Source organism: Bacillota bacterium (assembly GCA_009711825.1).
Lineage (GTDB): Bacteria > Bacillota > Proteinivoracia > UBA4975 > VEMY01 > VEMY01.
Window position 1 is genome coordinate 1 of the sequence record VEMY01000036.1, and the last position, 16,247, is coordinate 16,247.

20 protein-coding genes and 1 pseudogene are annotated in these 16,247 nt (G+C 50.6%); 9 read left to right on the forward strand and 12 right to left on the reverse strand.

Annotated elements, in window-relative coordinates; genetic code table 11:
• The 3 genes and pseudogenes from FH749_11080 to FH749_11090 all read left to right on the forward strand — a co-directional run.
• Nucleotides 1-170 (forward strand): ATP-binding protein (locus FH749_11080; GenBank protein ID MTI96006.1); only part of this gene is annotated, 170 nt, incomplete at its 5' end.
• Between the two features lie 220 nt (nucleotides 171-390).
• Nucleotides 391-757: pseudogene (locus FH749_11085) on the forward strand (type II toxin-antitoxin system RelE/ParE family toxin).
• Complete coding sequence (locus FH749_11090) at nucleotides 750-1,034, forward strand: helix-turn-helix transcriptional regulator (GenBank protein MTI96007.1); 285 nt, start codon at nucleotides 750-752, stop codon at nucleotides 1,032-1,034. Before FH749_11085 ends, FH749_11090 begins: the two are co-directional and overlap by 8 nt.
• Nucleotides 1,035-1,129: 95 nt before the next feature.
• Here FH749_11090 and FH749_11095 read toward each other — a convergent pair whose 3' ends face one another.
• Both FH749_11095 and FH749_11100 read right to left on the reverse strand, forming a co-directional pair.
• On the reverse strand, nucleotides 1,130-2,509 hold the full coding sequence (locus FH749_11095) for a tyrosine phenol-lyase (protein MTI96008.1): 1,380 nt from the start codon (nucleotides 2,507-2,509) through the stop codon (nucleotides 1,130-1,132).
• A gap of 145 nt (nucleotides 2,510-2,654) precedes the next feature.
• Nucleotides 2,655-4,214: a Fis family transcriptional regulator gene (locus tag FH749_11100; GenBank protein MTI96009.1), complete on the reverse strand. Its 1,560-nt coding sequence runs from the start codon at nucleotides 4,212-4,214 to the stop codon at nucleotides 2,655-2,657.
• 264 nt (nucleotides 4,215-4,478) lie between these two features.
• Between FH749_11100 and FH749_11105 the strand changes: the two genes are divergently transcribed.
• From FH749_11105 to FH749_11125, 5 genes are all read left to right on the forward strand, one after another.
• The gene (locus FH749_11105) at nucleotides 4,479-5,759 is read left to right on the forward strand and encodes a glucose-6-phosphate isomerase (protein ID MTI96010.1); all 1,281 of its coding nucleotides are present in this window, start codon (nucleotides 4,479-4,481) and stop codon (nucleotides 5,757-5,759) included.
• A gap of 244 nt (nucleotides 5,760-6,003) precedes the next feature.
• The gene (locus tag FH749_11110) at nucleotides 6,004-6,348 is read left to right on the forward strand and encodes a PadR family transcriptional regulator (GenBank protein ID MTI96011.1); all 345 of its coding nucleotides are present in this window, start codon (nucleotides 6,004-6,006) and stop codon (nucleotides 6,346-6,348) included.
• Between the two features lie 386 nt (nucleotides 6,349-6,734).
• Nucleotides 6,735-6,923, forward strand: coding sequence for a hypothetical protein (locus tag FH749_11115; GenBank protein ID MTI96012.1), 189 nt, complete (start codon nucleotides 6,735-6,737; stop codon nucleotides 6,921-6,923).
• 195 nt (nucleotides 6,924-7,118) lie between these two features.
• Nucleotides 7,119-7,535 carry a hypothetical protein gene (locus FH749_11120; GenBank protein ID MTI96013.1) on the forward strand — a complete coding sequence of 139 codons (417 nt, stop codon included), beginning with the start codon at nucleotides 7,119-7,121 and terminating at the stop codon, nucleotides 7,533-7,535.
• The gene (locus tag FH749_11125) at nucleotides 7,535-8,578 is read left to right on the forward strand and encodes a DUF4065 domain-containing protein (protein MTI96014.1); all 1,044 of its coding nucleotides are present in this window, start codon (nucleotides 7,535-7,537) and stop codon (nucleotides 8,576-8,578) included. Before FH749_11120 ends, FH749_11125 begins: the two co-directional genes overlap by 1 nt.
• A gap of 217 nt (nucleotides 8,579-8,795) precedes the next feature.
• On the opposite strand, the gene FH749_11130 is transcribed toward FH749_11125, so the two are convergent.
• The 7 genes from FH749_11130 to FH749_11160 all read right to left on the reverse strand — a co-directional run bounded on the left by FH749_11130 (nucleotide 8,796) and on the right by FH749_11160 (nucleotide 13,243).
• Nucleotides 8,796-9,209: a CPBP family intramembrane metalloprotease gene (locus FH749_11130; GenBank protein MTI96015.1), complete on the reverse strand. Its 414-nt coding sequence runs from the start codon at nucleotides 9,207-9,209 to the stop codon at nucleotides 8,796-8,798.
• 50 nt (nucleotides 9,210-9,259) lie between these two features.
• The gene (locus FH749_11135; protein ID MTI96016.1) at nucleotides 9,260-9,547 is read right to left on the reverse strand and encodes a hypothetical protein; all 288 of its coding nucleotides are present in this window, start codon (nucleotides 9,545-9,547) and stop codon (nucleotides 9,260-9,262) included.
• Nucleotides 9,548-9,567: 20 nt separating this feature from the next.
• The gene (locus FH749_11140) at nucleotides 9,568-10,620 is read right to left on the reverse strand and encodes a hypothetical protein (protein ID MTI96017.1); all 1,053 of its coding nucleotides are present in this window, start codon (nucleotides 10,618-10,620) and stop codon (nucleotides 9,568-9,570) included.
• Nucleotides 10,617-10,853 (reverse strand): hypothetical protein, encoded by a 237-nt coding sequence (locus tag FH749_11145; GenBank protein ID MTI96018.1) that lies wholly within the window; start codon nucleotides 10,851-10,853, stop codon nucleotides 10,617-10,619. The genes FH749_11140 and FH749_11145 overlap by 4 nt, the downstream gene beginning before the upstream one ends.
• Before the next feature lie 126 nt (nucleotides 10,854-10,979).
• A complete protein-coding gene (locus tag FH749_11150) occupies nucleotides 10,980-11,111 on the reverse strand; it encodes a response regulator transcription factor (protein MTI96019.1) in 132 nt (43 codons plus the stop codon).
• Nucleotides 11,112-11,264: 153 nt separating this feature from the next.
• Nucleotides 11,265-12,548, reverse strand: coding sequence for a hypothetical protein (locus tag FH749_11155; GenBank protein MTI96020.1), 1,284 nt, complete (start codon nucleotides 12,546-12,548; stop codon nucleotides 11,265-11,267).
• Between the two features lie 47 nt (nucleotides 12,549-12,595).
• Nucleotides 12,596-13,243, reverse strand: coding sequence for a hypothetical protein (locus tag FH749_11160; protein MTI96021.1), 648 nt, complete (start codon nucleotides 13,241-13,243; stop codon nucleotides 12,596-12,598).
• Between the two features lie 152 nt (nucleotides 13,244-13,395).
• Between FH749_11160 and murJ the strand changes: the two genes are divergently transcribed.
• Entirely contained in the window at nucleotides 13,396-14,955 is a 1,560-nt protein-coding gene (gene murJ, locus FH749_11165) for a murein biosynthesis integral membrane protein MurJ (protein MTI96022.1), read from the forward strand.
• Between the two features lie 60 nt (nucleotides 14,956-15,015).
• Here the strand turns inward: murJ and FH749_11170 are convergent, their stop codons facing one another.
• The 3 genes from FH749_11170 to FH749_11180 all read right to left on the reverse strand — a co-directional run bounded on the left by FH749_11170 (nucleotide 15,016) and on the right by FH749_11180 (nucleotide 16,203).
• Nucleotides 15,016-15,423: a type II toxin-antitoxin system VapC family toxin gene (locus FH749_11170; protein ID MTI96023.1), complete on the reverse strand. Its 408-nt coding sequence runs from the start codon at nucleotides 15,421-15,423 to the stop codon at nucleotides 15,016-15,018.
• Nucleotides 15,420-15,671, reverse strand: coding sequence for a ribbon-helix-helix protein, CopG family (locus FH749_11175; GenBank protein ID MTI96024.1), 252 nt, complete (start codon nucleotides 15,669-15,671; stop codon nucleotides 15,420-15,422). The genes FH749_11170 and FH749_11175 overlap by 4 nt, the downstream gene beginning before the upstream one ends.
• Before the next feature lie 247 nt (nucleotides 15,672-15,918).
• A complete protein-coding gene (locus tag FH749_11180; protein MTI96025.1) occupies nucleotides 15,919-16,203 on the reverse strand; it encodes a type II toxin-antitoxin system Phd/YefM family antitoxin in 285 nt (94 codons plus the stop codon).
• Nucleotides 16,204-16,247: the final 44 nt, after the last annotated feature.

Genomic DNA, 16,247 nt, shown 5'->3' on the forward strand with positions numbered 1-16,247 from the left:
GCATCATCGTTTCTTCGAACCTTGAGCTAGGCCGGTGGAACGAAGTTTTTGGGGATGACAGGCTGACAGCAGCACTAATTGACAGAGTAATTCACCATGCCCACATCCTTGTATTCAAGGGTGAAAGCTATCGCTACAAGCAGGCTCTGAAGAGAAGACAAGAGAACTAGTGTACGTTTACCGGGATGCTATGCGACTATGAAAAAGTTAGTTGCCAAACTATAAAAATTTAACTTGCCAAAAACACAAAGAGCTATTGCCCCGGCCGAGTGATAATTGAAGTGGGTCGGGGTTTCTTTTTAAGCGATTTAAATATGCATTGAATAATGTTATCATATATGATAACATTATTCGTGTAAAAACGCATATGATGATAAAGGGGGGACGCAGTTGTCTTACGATGTAGAATTTTATCAAAAAGATAATGGTAATGTGCCCGTAAAAGACTTCTTATTATCAATGCCCCCCCAAAATGAGGGCCAAGGCTTTTAGTGAAATTGAATTGCTAAAAAAACATGGGCCAAAGCTTAGAGAACTATACACTAAACCGATCAAAGGAAAAAATAATAAAGGTATTTTTGAGTTGAGAATCAAGTTCTCTCGTGATATCTCAAGGATATTCTTTTTTGCCTATAGGAATAATACATTTATTCTCTTACATGGTTTCGTTAAGAAAACGCAAAAAATCCCAGAGCGTGAACTTGCAAGAGCCCGGAAATATAGAGAGGACTTTGAAAGAAGGTGCAAAGATGATTAAGCCCGGTGTTAAATTTGATGAAGTGAAAAAACAACTTCTGAAGGACGATGATTTTAGAGTTGAATATGATAAACTAAAGCCTCGATATGATGTGATTTCTCAAATTATTGAGGCTAGAGAAAAAATGCATATTACTCAAGAAGAATTGGCCTATAGAGCAGGGACGCAAAAGTCAAATATTTCTAGGTTAGAAAGTGGGTCGTACAATCCCTCTCTAGATTTTTTAATTAAAATCGCCAAGTGTTTAGATAAAGAGCTTCATATTGAAATTCGCTAGATGATTTTAATGGGCGTGGTCCGCTCGGTATCTTTCGAAACGCACACAGTCCCTTGCTGGAGGGTAGCAAGGGACTGTGCTTTTGGTGGGTATTTTTATTTTTCTTCGAAGCGGGCGGTGAAGAAGCGCAATTGCTTGGGTTCATAGACGAATTTTAAGCCCTTGATATCTTCTTTATGCTTATAGAGGTTGATAACGGCATCGGCGACCAAATCCAGATGCCTGTAGGTATATACCCGTCTGGGGATGGTGAGGCGTACAGTTTCCAATTTAGGCCGATAGTTTTCGCCGGTGGTTTTGTTCCTGCCGGCGGAGACATTGCCCCGTTCCATGGAGCGGACACCCGAGTCCATGTAGAGGTTGGCGGCCAGGGACTGGGCCGGGAAATCTTCCTGGTCCAGGTGGGGACAGAAGCGGCGGGCATCCAGGAACACTGCGTGGCCGCCCACCGGCTCAACGATCGGCACACCCGCTTCCTTGAGTCTATCCCCGAGATATCTGACCTGCATCACCCGGTGTTGGATATATTCATATTGCATGGACTCCTTGAGCCCGAGGGCTAGGGCCTCCATGTCGCGGCCGGCCATGCCGCCATAGGATGGCATGCCTTCGAAGACTACAACCAACTCTTTGGCCTCCAGGAATAGGTCTTCGTCTCTTAGGGCCAAGAAACCGCCGATGTTAACAATGCCATCTTTTTTGCCGCTCATGGTGGCGCCGTCGGAATAACTGAACATTTCCTGGGTAATTTCCTGAATCGATTTGTCCTGGTAGCCGGATTCTTGTTCTTTGATGAAGAAAGCGTTTTCTGCGAACCTGGTGGCGTCATAGAACACCTTGATGCCATGTTTTGCGGTTAACTCACGCACCGCTTTCATGTTGGCCATGGAGACTGGCTGACCGCCGGCCAGGTTGACGGTGATGGCGAGACAGACATAAGCGATATTATCTGCGCCCTTTTCTTCTATCAATTGCTCCAGCTTGGCAATGTCGATATCGCCTTTAAAGGGGATGTCCAGCCCGGCGTCGTGGGCCTCTTCCTTAATGATGTCGACGAAGATGCCGCCATTGGCTTCCTGATGGTATCTGGTGGTTGTAAAGTACATGTTGCCAGGGACGAATTGCCCCGGCTTGATGGCAATCTTGGAGAGGATGTTTTCCGCGCCCCGCCCCTGATGCGTCGGCACCAGGTAGGGGAGGCCGAACAGTTCCGTTACTGTTTGCTCCAGATGCTTGAAGTTTTTGCTGCCGGCATAGGCCTCGTCGCCCTGCATCAGACCGGCCCATTGCTTGTCGCTCATGGCGTTGGTGCCACTGTCGGTCAAGAGGTCGATGTACACATCTTCCGAGTTGATCAGAAAGGTGTTATAGCCGGCTTCTTTAATGACCTTTGCCCGCTCTTCCCGGTTGGTCATCTTGACGGTTTCCACACTCTTAATTCTAAAAGGTTCTGCCGGATATTTGCTCATATCCATTTCTACATTCCTCCTCATGGCTGTTTGCTGCTAGTTAATGCAAATTGCGTGCCACAGCGATTTAGCACGCTAGAGAGTGAAGAAGTACGCCCGTGTAAAATAGCTTTACACGGGCGTAAATACTGCTTACGGTTGTAAATATCTTTTACGCTTTTGAATAGGCGCGTAGTTTGTTAATTACTGTGGTATGGGAAACACCCAAGGCCTGGGCAATTTCCCGGGAGGAAGTGAACTTGTCGCTGGCCTCAAGGATATACTTGCGCTCAATATTGGCAAGTATTTTATTCAGCTCCACGGGAAAGTGGATGACCTGCGCATCGGGGTCTGACCCTTGGACCTTAGGGATAGCAGGTGCATCTTCCACCAGCAGGTGCTCCGTCCTAATTACATCCTCAGCAAAGATAAACGCGCGTTCAATGGCATTCTGGAGTTCCCGCACATTTCCCGGCCACGGGTGACGGAGCAGTTTGTCCATGGCGGCATCGGAGATTTCTAATTGGTCCTTATCCATTTTTTCCGCGATTAGGGTAATGAAATACTCGGCCAGGATGGGGATGTCTTCTGTCCGTTCCCGCAGAGGGGGGATATGGATAGGCACGACATTGAGGCGGTAGTAGAGGTCCTCCCGGAAAGTGCCCCCCTTGACCAAAGACTGCAAGTTGTGGTGGCTGGCGGAGATTATGCGCACATCGGTGGGTATCTCCTTCTTGCCACCCAGGCGCCTGATACTCTTCTCCTGGATGACCCGGAGAATCTTTGCCTGCAAGTGCACGGGCAAGTCGCCAATTTCGTCCAGGAAGATGCTCCCTTCAGAGGCCAGCTCAAACAATCCCTGCTTGCCGGAGTTGCTGGCACCGGTGAATGCCCCGCGCTCATAGCCGAAGAATTCGCTTTCAATAAGGTTCTCGGGCATCGCGGCACAGTTTACGGCGACAAAGGGCCCGTCGCTGCGCTGGCTGTTTAGGTGAATGGCCCGGGCGAACAGCTCCTTGCCGGTGCCGCTCTCTCCGGAGATCAGGACATTGGCTTCAGTCTTGGCCACCACCCGCGCCAGCTCTTTGGTGTGTATGATGCTCGGGGAGTTACCGATGATGTCATCTAAGGAGATCAGCGAGGGACGGGAAACCGCCTGGATTAGGCGGCGCGCTTCCTCTGCGGTCCGAATGATTAAGAGGGCGCCCACGTTTTCGCCGGCTTCATTGCGCACCTGGCGGATGTCAATGTACAGGTGCACTGCCTTGTCGCCAATTACTTGGGAAAACTCCACTCCCTCCATGTCGGTGGTGTGGCGCTGAGGGTCGTATATGTTCTGGGGAATGACCTTATTAACCTTTGTGTTCATATCCCGGGAGGTGAGGTTGAAGATCTGCTTGGCGATTTTATTACAATAAAGAAGCTCCCCTGAGCTTCCCACCGAGACTATCCCCACATTTAGGCTTTCGATTATGGTCTGCAATTCCAAGGCACGCTTTTCGAAATCGAGCATGTCTAATTGGGTGACCGCCACCACCTCGGCCACCGTATCCTTTAGCCACTGTTCGAAAGCATGCCAGGACGCATCAATTCCTGCTAGTTCCACGGAGATATACGGCGGATTGATCTCCATCTTGAGAATGTTCAAGTTCTTGGCTGTGAAGGCGTCGACGATCTTCTTTGCCATTCCGATTCTATTGTCTGTGACCAGTAATCTAATCTTTCTGTTCATTATGCACCTACTCAATTTGTCCTTTGTAATATATTCCCGTATCGGTCCGGTATTTCCTGCTGGAGTGTCTGGCTGCAGGGTGGTAGAATTTACGTTCTTGCTCGCGGTGCCAGGAGGAAAGTATGTCCTGCTGTCGAAATATTAAAGGTGATTATTGGCATATCTTTCCCCGCTTGCGGCTGGGGATGTATACATATGAGTTCCCGAGAGATGTTAATTTCGGAGGTTAATAAAGCCGGAGGGCTTAGGAGGAAGGGATGGAAGATGAAGATAATCCAATTGGAAACCCATGGCTTAGATGTTGAGTTGAAGCAGCTCCAGGAGGAGGTCAACGTCGCCCATCGGTTGTTGACGGAAAGACGGGGGGCGGGTAGCGAGTTTACTGGCTGGCTGGATTTGCCTGTGGAGTATGACAAAGAAGAGCTGGAGCGGGTCAAGGCAGCTGCCGCGCGCATCCAGGGGCAAAGTGAAGCCCTGGTAGTGGTTGGTATCGGTGGTTCCTACTTGGGCAGCCGGGCTGCAATCGAGCTGCTGGGCCACAGCTTCCGCAACCAGCTGCCGGGCAAGACCGCCGTTTACTTTGCCGGTTATAACATGAGCAGCAGCTACCATCAGGAGCTCTTTAATCTCTTGGCTGAGCAGGACTTTAGCGTCAATGTGATCTCCAAATCCGGCACCACTACCGAGCCGGCGATTGCCTTCCGGATGCTGCGGGCGCTCTTGGAGGATAAGTATGGCCGGGAGGGGGCCCGCAAGCGAATCTTTGCCACCACCGATGCCCGCCGGGGCGCTTTGCGAACGTTGGCGGAGCAGGAGGGCTATGAGACCTTTGTGATTCCTGATGCGGTGGGCGGTCGCTACTCGGTGCTGACGCCGGTGGGGCTCTTGCCGATGGCTGTGGCCGGAATCGATGTGGAGCGGGTGCTTTCGGGCGCCGCCAAGGCCCGGGAGGAGTATTCAACTGCTACCCTCGCGGAGAACGTCTGTTACCAGTATGCGGCCCTGCGGAACTTGATGTACAGAAACGGCAAGCTGGTGGAGCTGTTGGTGGCCTATGAGCCGGGTTTGCAGACTCTGGGCGAGTGGTGGAAGCAGCTCTTTGGCGAGAGCGAAGGCAAGGACGGCAAGGGGATCTTCCCCGCTTCGGCGGTGTTCTCCACCGACCTCCACTCCCTGGGCCAGTACATTCAGGACGGGGAGCGGCATTTGTTTGAAACCGTGCTGCGAGTGGATTTCCCCCGCCATCAGTTGACTTTAGGCAGTGACAGCGAAGATTTGGATGGCCTCAACTACCTGGCTGGGAAGACCATGGACTATGTCAACCTCCAGGCCTTCCGGGGGACGCTCCAGGCCCATGTGGACGGCGGCGTGCCTAACATTGTCCTGAGTGTGCCGGAGGTAAATGAAGAGAGCTTTGGCGCCCTGGTCTACTTCTTCATGAAGGCCTGTGCCATCAGCGGCTATATGTTGGGGGTAAACCCCTTTAATCAGCCGGGGGTGGAGGCGTATAAAAAGAATATGTTTGCCCTCTTGGGCAAGAAATAGGTGTTTGAACTTTTTTATGGGTTAATCATATTGCTAGCCGGAATCGGTGTGTGGATTTTCGGCAGGCAGGGCCAGATAGAATAAGTTTCTAAATACGGAGCGGCTCCACGTGGAGCCGCTCCGTTTGCTTTAAGTAACTGTGACTTAAGGAAAAGAAAATTTTATTTAACTATATACCTCGCATAATTAAGTAAACGGTGTTATAATGCATTGTGTAATCAGGTTGAGTGAGGGAGGTTGTTAAATGGAGATTGCGCGTGAGATGCTCAAGGGGTATATCGACATCATAATTCTGGCCTTGTTGTCTCAGGAAGATCTCTACGGCTACGAGCTGGGCAAACGGGTAAAGCAGCAGACGGAAAACAAGTTTGAACTAAAGGAAGGTACGTTATATCTTGCCTTTAAACGCCTGGAGAAGGGTGAATTGATTGCCTCCTATTGGGGGAGCGAGTCTGTAGGCGGGCGCCGCCGCTATTACAAACTGCTGCCTGCCGGCCGGGATCATCTGAGGGCCAAGAAGCGTGAGTGGCAGCATCTCAAAGACCTGGTGGATATGTTTTTGGAAGGAGTGGAGCTTGATGACAGATAAGCTAAGTCGCGAGGCAAGGGCGAAGATTGACGCGATGGTGGAGCGGGTGGCACGCAAGGCAGGCTACACCGGCAGTGAGAACATGACATATAAAGAGCTTCTGTAGGCCCGGTTTGAGCAGGAGCGGGAGAACATTGCCCGGGAAATCAGGCGTCTGCGGCGTAAGTTCAGCAACAAACCAAGTAATACCGATTTTGCTGAGGAGATAAAGACATACCTGCAGGACGGACTGATTGATCTGATGAACGAGGGATATTCGGAGGCAGATGCGTTACGGATAACCATGGAGAAATTCGATGAGGCCGAACTCAATGAGGAGTTTAATGATTTTATTAAAGCTTTGGGAGGTTTTGATATGGAAGAGTACGCACGGCAGCAGGCAATGTATGGCAAGGATGACCCGGTGGGTCTGTTCTACGGTGGTTTTGATTCTGGGCCTCGCCCTGGGAATGGTGCTTGGTTACTGGCTGGGGCAGGAGATAATTGATGTGCTGATGGGCGCTGGCGTCGGGTTGTTTGTCGGGGTAAGCATGGGACTCGTCAGTCATGCGATTATAAGTTTAAAAAGAAAATAATTTGTACTGAAATAAGGGGCAGTCTTCAGACTGTGTGATATCAAGAAAACCACCGGTCGGTGATTTTCACTACAATTAACGTAAGCAGTTCAAAAAAAGTACTGTTAACAGGACCATAATTCGATTATTAGATTAAATATAAGTTGATATGCTATCAATTGATAGGATATAATGTTGATGTAGGAGGTGCAATCCTTGATAAGAAAGGTAATTTCACCCCAAGAGGAAGTGCAGTTATTTTTACAGGCACTAAAAGAGCTGTTATTGGAGCCGAAGTTCGACCCGGCTAGTGATCTTGATATACTAATGTCCAAACAGGGCGAGTCGCCTACAGATCCATATACGACAGTTAATACTATGTTAGACCTAAATTTTGATAAGGGCGACGTAGTTAAACAGCTATTAGCATTGCAAGTTGCAGATTATCTGGAGACAGTTTACGACAGCAAGGATGAGCGTTTGCCTCCATTTTATACTTTTGGGAAATCTATACAAAACAACGATGTATATATTAGAAGTCGTCAAAAGTTTGTGTATCCTTTCATTATGCAAGATATCCGTTCAAGCAGTTTCCCTACGCTTAACTGGAATTATGAAAGGGGAGTTTTCTGATGAGTAACGATTATTTGATTGGTGTAAAAGAAATGGATTGCCCTATATGCGACTTGAATCATTCAATTGAAATAAGACAGAGAATGACTAAGGGACTAGTGAAAAGTGAAGTAGTAGATTATGAGGAAATCTACTATTTATGTACAAAAAGTAATGAAGAAGAAAATCAGTTTGTTCCTGCTGGTGTAATGGATCAGAACCTTCTTAGAGCTCGGGACGCTTATCGGGCTAAAAAGGGATTGTTGAAATCCGAGCAAATTGCGGAAATTAGAAGCAGCTATGGATTAACTCAGAGTGATTTTTCGGCTTTGTTAGGATGGGGCGAAGTGACGATAACGAGATATGAAAGTAAGTCTATCCAGGACGAGACTTATGATAAGATTATGCGGATGACCAATGAGAACCCTATGTTCGCTCTAAATACTCTTGAAGAACACAAGGACCGTTTCACAAAAGAAAAGTATTATAAGATTAGAGAAAACATTACCAAGAAAGTGAAAGAGCGAGGACGGCTCTATCTGAAGAAGCAAGAGATTAATAGTTACTACGTCAATTACCAGGAAAAAAGTGATTATAACGGTTACAAGCGGTTAGATATTGAGAGGATTGAAAGTGTTATAGGTTACTTCTCACATTTTGTGAACAATCTCTTCAAAGTTAAATTAATGAAGCTCCTTTGGTATTTTGATGCACTGCATTTTAGACGGCATGGAAATGCCGTTACTGGGCTTGTTTACCAGCATATGACTTATGGAGCGCTACCTATTGCATTTAATGAGATTCTTCAGTTGCCAACGGTAAATATTCAAGAAGAGATTGTGTGCGAGGATATAGCCTATAGAGTTGTTCCCAACGGACCTGTCAGGGTTACAGATTTTTCAGTGGAAGAGTTAAATGTGCTTGAGACTGTGGCAACTAAGTTCAAGAACTATAGTGCGAAAGAGATTGTTGAATACATGCATGCGGAAAAAGCTTATCGAGAAACTGAGCAGCATCAGATTATTCCATTCAGTTTGGCTAAAGAATTGCGGGAGTTAATGTAGAATATAATAAATCCAAATTTAAACCTCCCCGGAGCTCCGGGGAGGTTTTTGCAGGAAGGGCGTTAAAAGTTTTCGTCATGCATGCGGGAACTGATCATTTTGCCTACAGAAAATATGACCACCGGAACCGCCATCAACATCAATTTTTTTCCGGTGCTCATTCCCCTTTTGTGTCCAGGCATCATGTTGCGCATCCGATTCATCGTGTTGTGAATGTTCATCTATTTGAATCCCTCCCTGCAAATAGTTTGCGTGGAGTTCCCGTTTTGATACTGGAAATTAAATTTAACGGTTGATATTTTTTTGTTTTTAAACCATGCTGAGGGCAGTAAAGAGGCAGATGTTGGCGAGGATGTGGGAGTAGATAGTGTACCGAATGGTGCCGGATTTGGCAGCCATGTAATTCCAAGAGTCCCAACACCGTGCCGCCACCCAGGAGCATTAAAACTTCTTGGCTGTCCCAGGGGGATTTGGCCAGGAATGGTCCCAGATGCCAGGCAGCGAAGCCCAGGGCGGGATAGATGATGCCGAGCATGGTCTGCCGGGGGAAGAGGGCGGTGAATGTGCCCCGCCAGAGAACCTCCTCCAAAAACCCGTTCCAGACAGACATGGGGATTGCCATCAACAGCATCAGCCAGGTGGCCTGGGGCCAGAGTTCCCGCTCGCTTTCAAAGGGGGCGGTTAGGAGCAGGGAGATATGATCAAGGGGATGAACAGGAGCAGTGCGCCCAGCAACGCGGGACGACCAAAGGGTTCGGCGCTGGTTTTGAGCATTTTTTTCAAGCCTTGGCGTCCCAGTAGCCAGAGCGGGAAGGCCAGGCACCAAAAGAACCAGTAAATGGCATAGCCAATAGAAAAGGAAAGCATGTGGTGCAGGTGCGCGCTGGCGTTCATCAGCAGGTAGACACTCAAAGGGGTTAGAATCGGCGCTAGGATTAGAGCAATTTTTTTCAGTTTGAGATTTTCCACAAGGGTTACTCCTTTCTGATTTAGAGTATGACTATGGCGAGGACAATCAGGGCGATGGCGCCTACCAAGCCGAGGTCTCCGCCCCAGCGCAAAGGCAGTTCTTTTGTGCCCTCGGGCAGTGGCGGTGTATCCGGGTCAAAATACTTGTACAGACTTTCGCAGATGGGAGCGCTCAGGCCTTTGGAGCGCAAGAATGCAAATAGTTCATCGGTCAGGTGTCGCATTTCATCCCGGGCTGCCTTGGGGCGGCCCTCCATGCTGGCCTTGCCCAGTTCCTTGCGCATGATGATTTGCAGGAGTCCGACCATGATTGGCTCGGGGATTGAACGGTGGATGCGGATCATCGCGCCGGGGCTGGGCGGTATGCCCGCCTTGTTCAGGGCGCGCAAGGCTTCTCTTTGTCCCCGGAGGGTGAGAACCAAGAGGTCTCGGGTGTTGCCCATGCGCTTCATGCTGATATTGGCCGCGTACATGGCCGGGGCGAAGGCGGGAATCATCAGGGCGACGTGGTTTTTGAGCCAGGCGTCCATATCTTTACGGACCTGGACTTTATAGCCCCGCATCGATACCAGGACCTTAGCCACTTTCCTGGTGCGGTCAGTGACGCTGCCGTCGGTCTCGCCAACAGGGATGGTCCATTTGCGCTTTTCGTTCACCGGCATCACCCGCATCAGGTGGCCGTCCCGCTGGCCGCCGGGGTAGGGGAAGCCCATCATTACCCTCTCTTTGCCCAGGGGGCCTGCCAGGTCATCAAAACCGGCGGCGGTGTTAACCATGAACAATAAGGTGGGGACCTTTTTATTCGCTGCCAGTGTGGGGATGATCTCGGTAGCCTGGTTCTTTCGCATGACGATAACCAGGTCGTAGTAATCCTCGGGGGTAAAGCGGTCGGTGACCTTGACCCGGGCCACTTGCTGTTCACTGGACCCATCTTCAACAATGACTATGCCATGTTGCTTGATGTCCGCCAGGCGCTGATTGCGGGCGAGAACGGTGACGTCATGGCCGGCTTCGTGCAAACGGGCAGCTTTGAGACTGCCCAGGGGGCCGGCGCCAAAAACTAAGATTTTCATCGGTTGGTTTCCTCCTTTTTGTGGGCCTCCAGGGCGGTAAATTCCAGCCCCAGATCCCTGAGTTTTGTAAGCAGTCCGTAGAGGGCAGCAGTGTCCCGAACGGAGCCGCTGAGTACTGTAGTGCCAGAAGCGGTGCGGACTAATTCCAGGTCCAACCTGCGGGACCAGAGCTGATCCAGATGGCCGGGAATTGTGATCTGCAGCTGCCAGGTTGCGTTTTGAGACTGGCTGATTGATTTCACTCCTTTGTTGGTTTTTCTGGCTTTAGTTTAACTGGGACAGCCGCTAGCAGGAACTGACCTAGGTAAGGTTGAGGTCAGGGTAGAGTAAGGTACACAAAAAACCGGCCTGAAGCCGGTTCAATGTTTGAGGATATTTAGTTCCCGGGCCCGGGCAAGGGCCTCGGCTCTGCGTTTAACCTGTAATTTGCTGTAGAGATTGGTGACATGCCACTTGACTGTTCCCACCGTCAGGTAGAGACGATCGCCAATCTCCTGTTGCTCAAGCCCTGCTCCATCAGGGTGAGAATTTCCAACTCCCTAGAGCTGAGCAAATCGTCCTAGGCAGAAGCCGAGTGATTTCAGCGCCAGCGTCCCAAAATGCCTGCCGGAAATCTTCGCCGGCGGCGGTCTCCAGGGCCTGATTCAGCAAGTGAGGGCCTGTTCCCTGTCTACCTGGAAGGTGAGAAAGCCGGGGAGTCCCTGGTCGCGCTGGATTGCTTCCAGTTCGCCGATTGCCTGGCGGACCCGGTCTAGTTGCCGGGAGGAATACCCGATGAGTATTTGGCTGTAGAGACACCAAGCGAAGATTGGTTTTTCCGGTCGGCAGGCGGCTAGGGCAGCAGAGATCTTTGCCTGGGCCAGTTCCAGCTCGCCTCGTTCCCGGGCCAGCAAGGCCTGGAGGGCATGGATTGCTCCCGTCCGGGGGAGCTGCTCCAGCTTATGTTGCCGGATGTATTCCTGGAGCTCGGCACATAATTGCTGGCAGTCGTGGAGCTGCCCTTGTTGCCAGCGCAGCGTGCCTAATTTCCAGCCCGCTAACAGCACACTGAACGGTAGGTGGGATTTTTTACCCAAGTAAATTGCCTCGGAGTAGAAATCTGCCGCGCTTGGCAGTTGGCCCGCCAGGGCGTGGCCATCGCCGGCGGCCAAAGTGGCGAAGCTGCGCCACAGGATTTGCTCCCAGGGCAGTTTTTCGATGGCCTCCTGGGCCCAAGCGAGGATATTTTCCGGGTCATTTTGGAAGATGGCCAGATAGGTGCGGATGACCGCCAGCATGCCGCTGACTTCATCTGTCTGGTTGACCGGGACCGAGTCCAGGAGCGCTGGAAGCTCCCGGAGCTTGCCCTGGATCAGGGCCCCCAGGGCCCGGTAAGCTCCCAGGCGCGGAAATCGGGTCAATATCTCCGGGGGAAGCGTGTCGAGAATGTTGGTCATCCGGGCGAGGCCCAGTTGGCGCCAAATTGTCTGGGGGTGAGAGTTCAGCAAGCTAGCCGCCTGTTCCAGGTCATCGGCGGCCAGGGAGTGGCCAAGCGCTGCTCCAAAATATTGGTTTTCTGCAAGCCAGGCGGCGGCCCGCTGGTGCAGGCTGGCCACTTGTTCAGGTTTCTGTTCCTGAAGATGCACCTGGAGCACGTGGGCAAAAAGGGCATGGTAGCGGTACCAGGGCCCAGTGGCAGGGCCCTGAAAAAGATTGTTTCCGGCCAGCTGGTTGAGGAGCTGGCCGCTGTCCTGACGGCCACTTACTGCGTCGCAGAGCTCCGGGTGGAGCCAGGTGAGGATAGATGTCTGAAGCAAAAACTCCTGCACTGACGCCGGTAGCTGGTTCAAAACTTCAGCTGTTAGATAATCCAGGACATGGCGGTCGCTGCCAGTGAAGTTTGTAATGAAGCTGGTATTGTCTGCTCCGGACCGGAGGGAGGACGCCACCAGTTGAAGCCCTGTTATCCAGCCCTCAGTGCGCCTGTTGAGGGCTGTCAGTTCCTGCCCAGGGGCACATCATTAAACAGGGTCGCCGCTTCCTGGTCGGAGAAACGTAAGTAGCTCTGGCTGAGGGTGAGCAAATGGCGTTTTGCCTGCCAGTGGGCCAGGGGCCAGTCGGGGTCGTAGCGGGTAATTACAACGATGTGCACGGTTGGCGGCAGTCGTTCGATCAGGAAGGCGAGGTTATCGCTTACAGTCTGGTCTTCTATGAGGTGAAAATCGTCCAAAACTAGAAAGAGCGGCGTTTCCAGGTTGGCCAACTCGTTGAGCAAGCCGATGAGCTTGTCTCGGTCGATGCTCATTTGGGAAAGGGAAGGAGCGCTCAGGGTTTGCAGGGTACTCTGACCCACTGGGGCAACTTTGCCCAGGGCGCTGAGGAAGTAAAGCCAAAACCGGCTGGGGTCGCTATCTGTATCGTCAAGGGAATACCAGGCAACCCGTTCGCTATGTTCTGCAAGCCATTGCCGCACGATGCTTGTCTTGCCATACCCGGCGGGGGCGGTGACAAGTGTCAACTTGCGGTGAAAACTGCCATTGCTCATCAGCTCGCTGTTAAGCAGTTCCAGTAGTTTGGGACGGGGCAGCAAACGGGGTTGCAGGGGAGGCGGGGTAATTTTCAGTTCCAAAAGTTGTCCTGGCATTGGTAGACCCTCCCAGGAATAAGAATGGTATTTTAGCAATTAGTTCGTGATAATTACCCCGGTTCCCTGCGCAGGAGCGTAGAAAAGATTCAGTATTGAACGCTTGGCAAGAATGGTTTATGATTTGAGAGGAAGCAAAGGGGGCAGCAAGATTGAAGAAGTCATCATTATTTAAGGCAACAACTCTTTTGATGATTGTGACAATGATCAGCAAATTTGTCGGGTTTGGACGCGAGGTGGCAATTGCCAACTTTTTTGGCGCCACCATCTACACCGACGCCTACTTAATTGCCCTGGCGGTGCCAACGGTTTTGTTTGGCCCGGTAATGAAGGCGATCAATTTTGTGTTCATCCCGATTTTTGATAAATTTCGCCGGGAGGGCAGGGACAAGCCCCTGGCCCTGCGTTTCACCGGTTATGGCTTCTTGGTGACAACGCTTCTGTTTATAGTGCCGGTGCTTCTGTTCCCGGCCGATGTGGTGCGTTTGTTTGCCCCTGGCTTTGACGAATATGCGGTGGGTGTTGGCGCCACCATGGTGCAAATCTTGATCGTGCTCATTGTCTTCCGGTTTTTGTCGGCGGTATTTACGGCAATTCTCCATGTGGATCGCAACTTTGTCGTCCCCGGCCTCACCGGTTTTCCCTACAGCTTGATAATCATAGGTTTCAGTTTTTTGCTTCATCGGCAGCTGGGAATTTATGCCTTGATCTGGGGCACCTTCTTCGGTACCTTGGCCCAGTGGCTGATGCTGATACCCTGGACTGCCAAGTCCCGGTTCCAAGGGGCGCTGACTGATAAGTGCGCCGATGGCCTCAGGCATATAGGTTTGCTATTGCCGCCGGTTATCCTCGGCAGCATGGCCCAGCAGGTGAAGGCAATGATTGACCGGATGTTTGCGTCTGGTCTTGCTGAGGGCAGCATTTCCTACCTCAGCTACGCCAGCATGATCTACCTCCTGCCTCTGAGTTTGTTTGTGACAGTGGTAATTACAGTCGCTTACCCTAGTATGGTGGAGTATGCCAATGAGGGAGACATGGCGAGCTTCAAGGACACCTTGAATAAGTCTTTGGGGTCGATGTGGTTTTTGTTGATGCCGGTGGTGGTTGGATTTATAGTGTTTACCGGCCCGATGGTGACGCTGATCTACGAGCGGGGCGAGTTTGACGCTCTGGCCACAGCTGAGACCGCCTTCGCCCTGCGCTTTTACGGCATCGGCCTAATTGGCGCCGCCTTGCATCAATTGATGATCAAGTGTTTCTATTCCCTGAAAGACACCCGGACACCCCTGTATGCCACCTTTATTATGATTGCCGTGAATATTGGCATAAACTTTGCCCTGATTGGCCCCCTGCGCCATGGCGGCCTCGCCTTCGGCACCGCCTTGGCGGCCCTGACCGGTGGCGGATATCTGTTTGTTATCCTCAGTCGTCGCATCGGTCGTTTGGTGGAAGCGGGCTTCTGGCTGAATATGGCCAAGTCGGTGGTGGCAGCCGTGGTCATGGGCCTGTGTTTGCTGGTGGTCAGCACCTTTGTCGGGGAAATCGGGCACTTGTCCTTTATCTGGCAGGCCTTGTTGGTGGGCAGTGTGCTGGTGGCCAGCGCCGGAGTTTATTTCTTGGTGGCCTGGGTCTTGAAAGTTGACGCCCTGACCGAGGTAGTGGCCATGGGCAGAGAGTACCTGGAGCGCAGGCGTTCAAAGAAAATAGCATAAATTAATCCCCTCTGGCGCAGAGGGGAATTTTTGTGGGAAAAGCAAAGATATCTAGATTTTTCAAGTGGGGGATATTACCTGTAGACCATTGATATTTTGGAACCCTTGGTCGGTTGTGAAGACATGCGTAATCCCGTTGTTAAGCATAACAGCCAGATGGATAAGGTCTCTGGACGAGAGGGTGGGGTATTCAACGGTTAACTCCCTGGCTAGTAAAATGTCGGGAGGTTGCACTGATAATATATATCCCTGCATGATTGTATAGAAGGAATCGAATAGTTGTACTCCCAGTTTGCGCTCATTGATACTGTAATACCGATAGAGAATTTCCTGAAAAACTTCTGTATTGGTATATGCCTGAATTTCTCCACAGGCGATAGCTTTCATTATCTCGAGGCAGCCTGTTTTGCAAGGGTGTTCTTTGCCTGCAGCGTACATCGGGATATTAGTATCTATGAAAGCAATCATTTGCGAAATTTTCCCGACTCAATTTCGCGTTTCATCTCTTCCCAGGAAGCGACTGGTGCATTAAGCCCAGCCATTTGTTCAACAGCTTTTAATTTATCTGTATTGATTGCCAGGTATTTCTGGTCAATAGCTTCCCGTACCAGGTTGCCGACAGATGTATGCCTTTTGTTTGCCTCCGCTTTCAGCCTGTTCAACTGCTCTGGATGCAGACGGACTTCTAGGCGAGCAGAAAGGTTTTTATCCTGCATCTTAATCCCTCCTTGTAAGCTGGAGTTACGTACATTATACCGTACATGATTTCCTTGGCAAGTATTCAAAGGTATTGAGCTTTACTGAGAAGGGATAATTTTTCACTAAGAATATTCTTTTAGGCGGGATATAGACTCATCCAATGCATCCAGCAGGTCGAGGGCTGCTTTCGGAGCGGCGAGTGTTTCGGCTATATAATTTACTACGTCTGCTATATCACGATTAGCGACCGGGAGATACGAAAGCTTATACATCCTCCTCATCCTTCTTTTGAATCTTGCGCCGAAGATTGGTAAACACTTCGTTATGCGTAAGGCGCTTGCCGGTGGCCTTGGCTTCCAGCTCCGCTTCCTTCAGTTTTAAGTAGATTTCGCTGTCAAACTGATGGCGCTCGTATGCCTTAATGCTCATGACGACCATATCGCCATATCCGTTTTTTGTCAAAAAAACAGGCTCGTTGCTTTCACGAACTGTCCTCGATATATCGGCGAAATTGTTGCGAAGGTCGGATACAGGTCTGATATGTGGCATGTTTTTCACCCCCTATAGTAGCTTAGCGTAATATTATCATAATT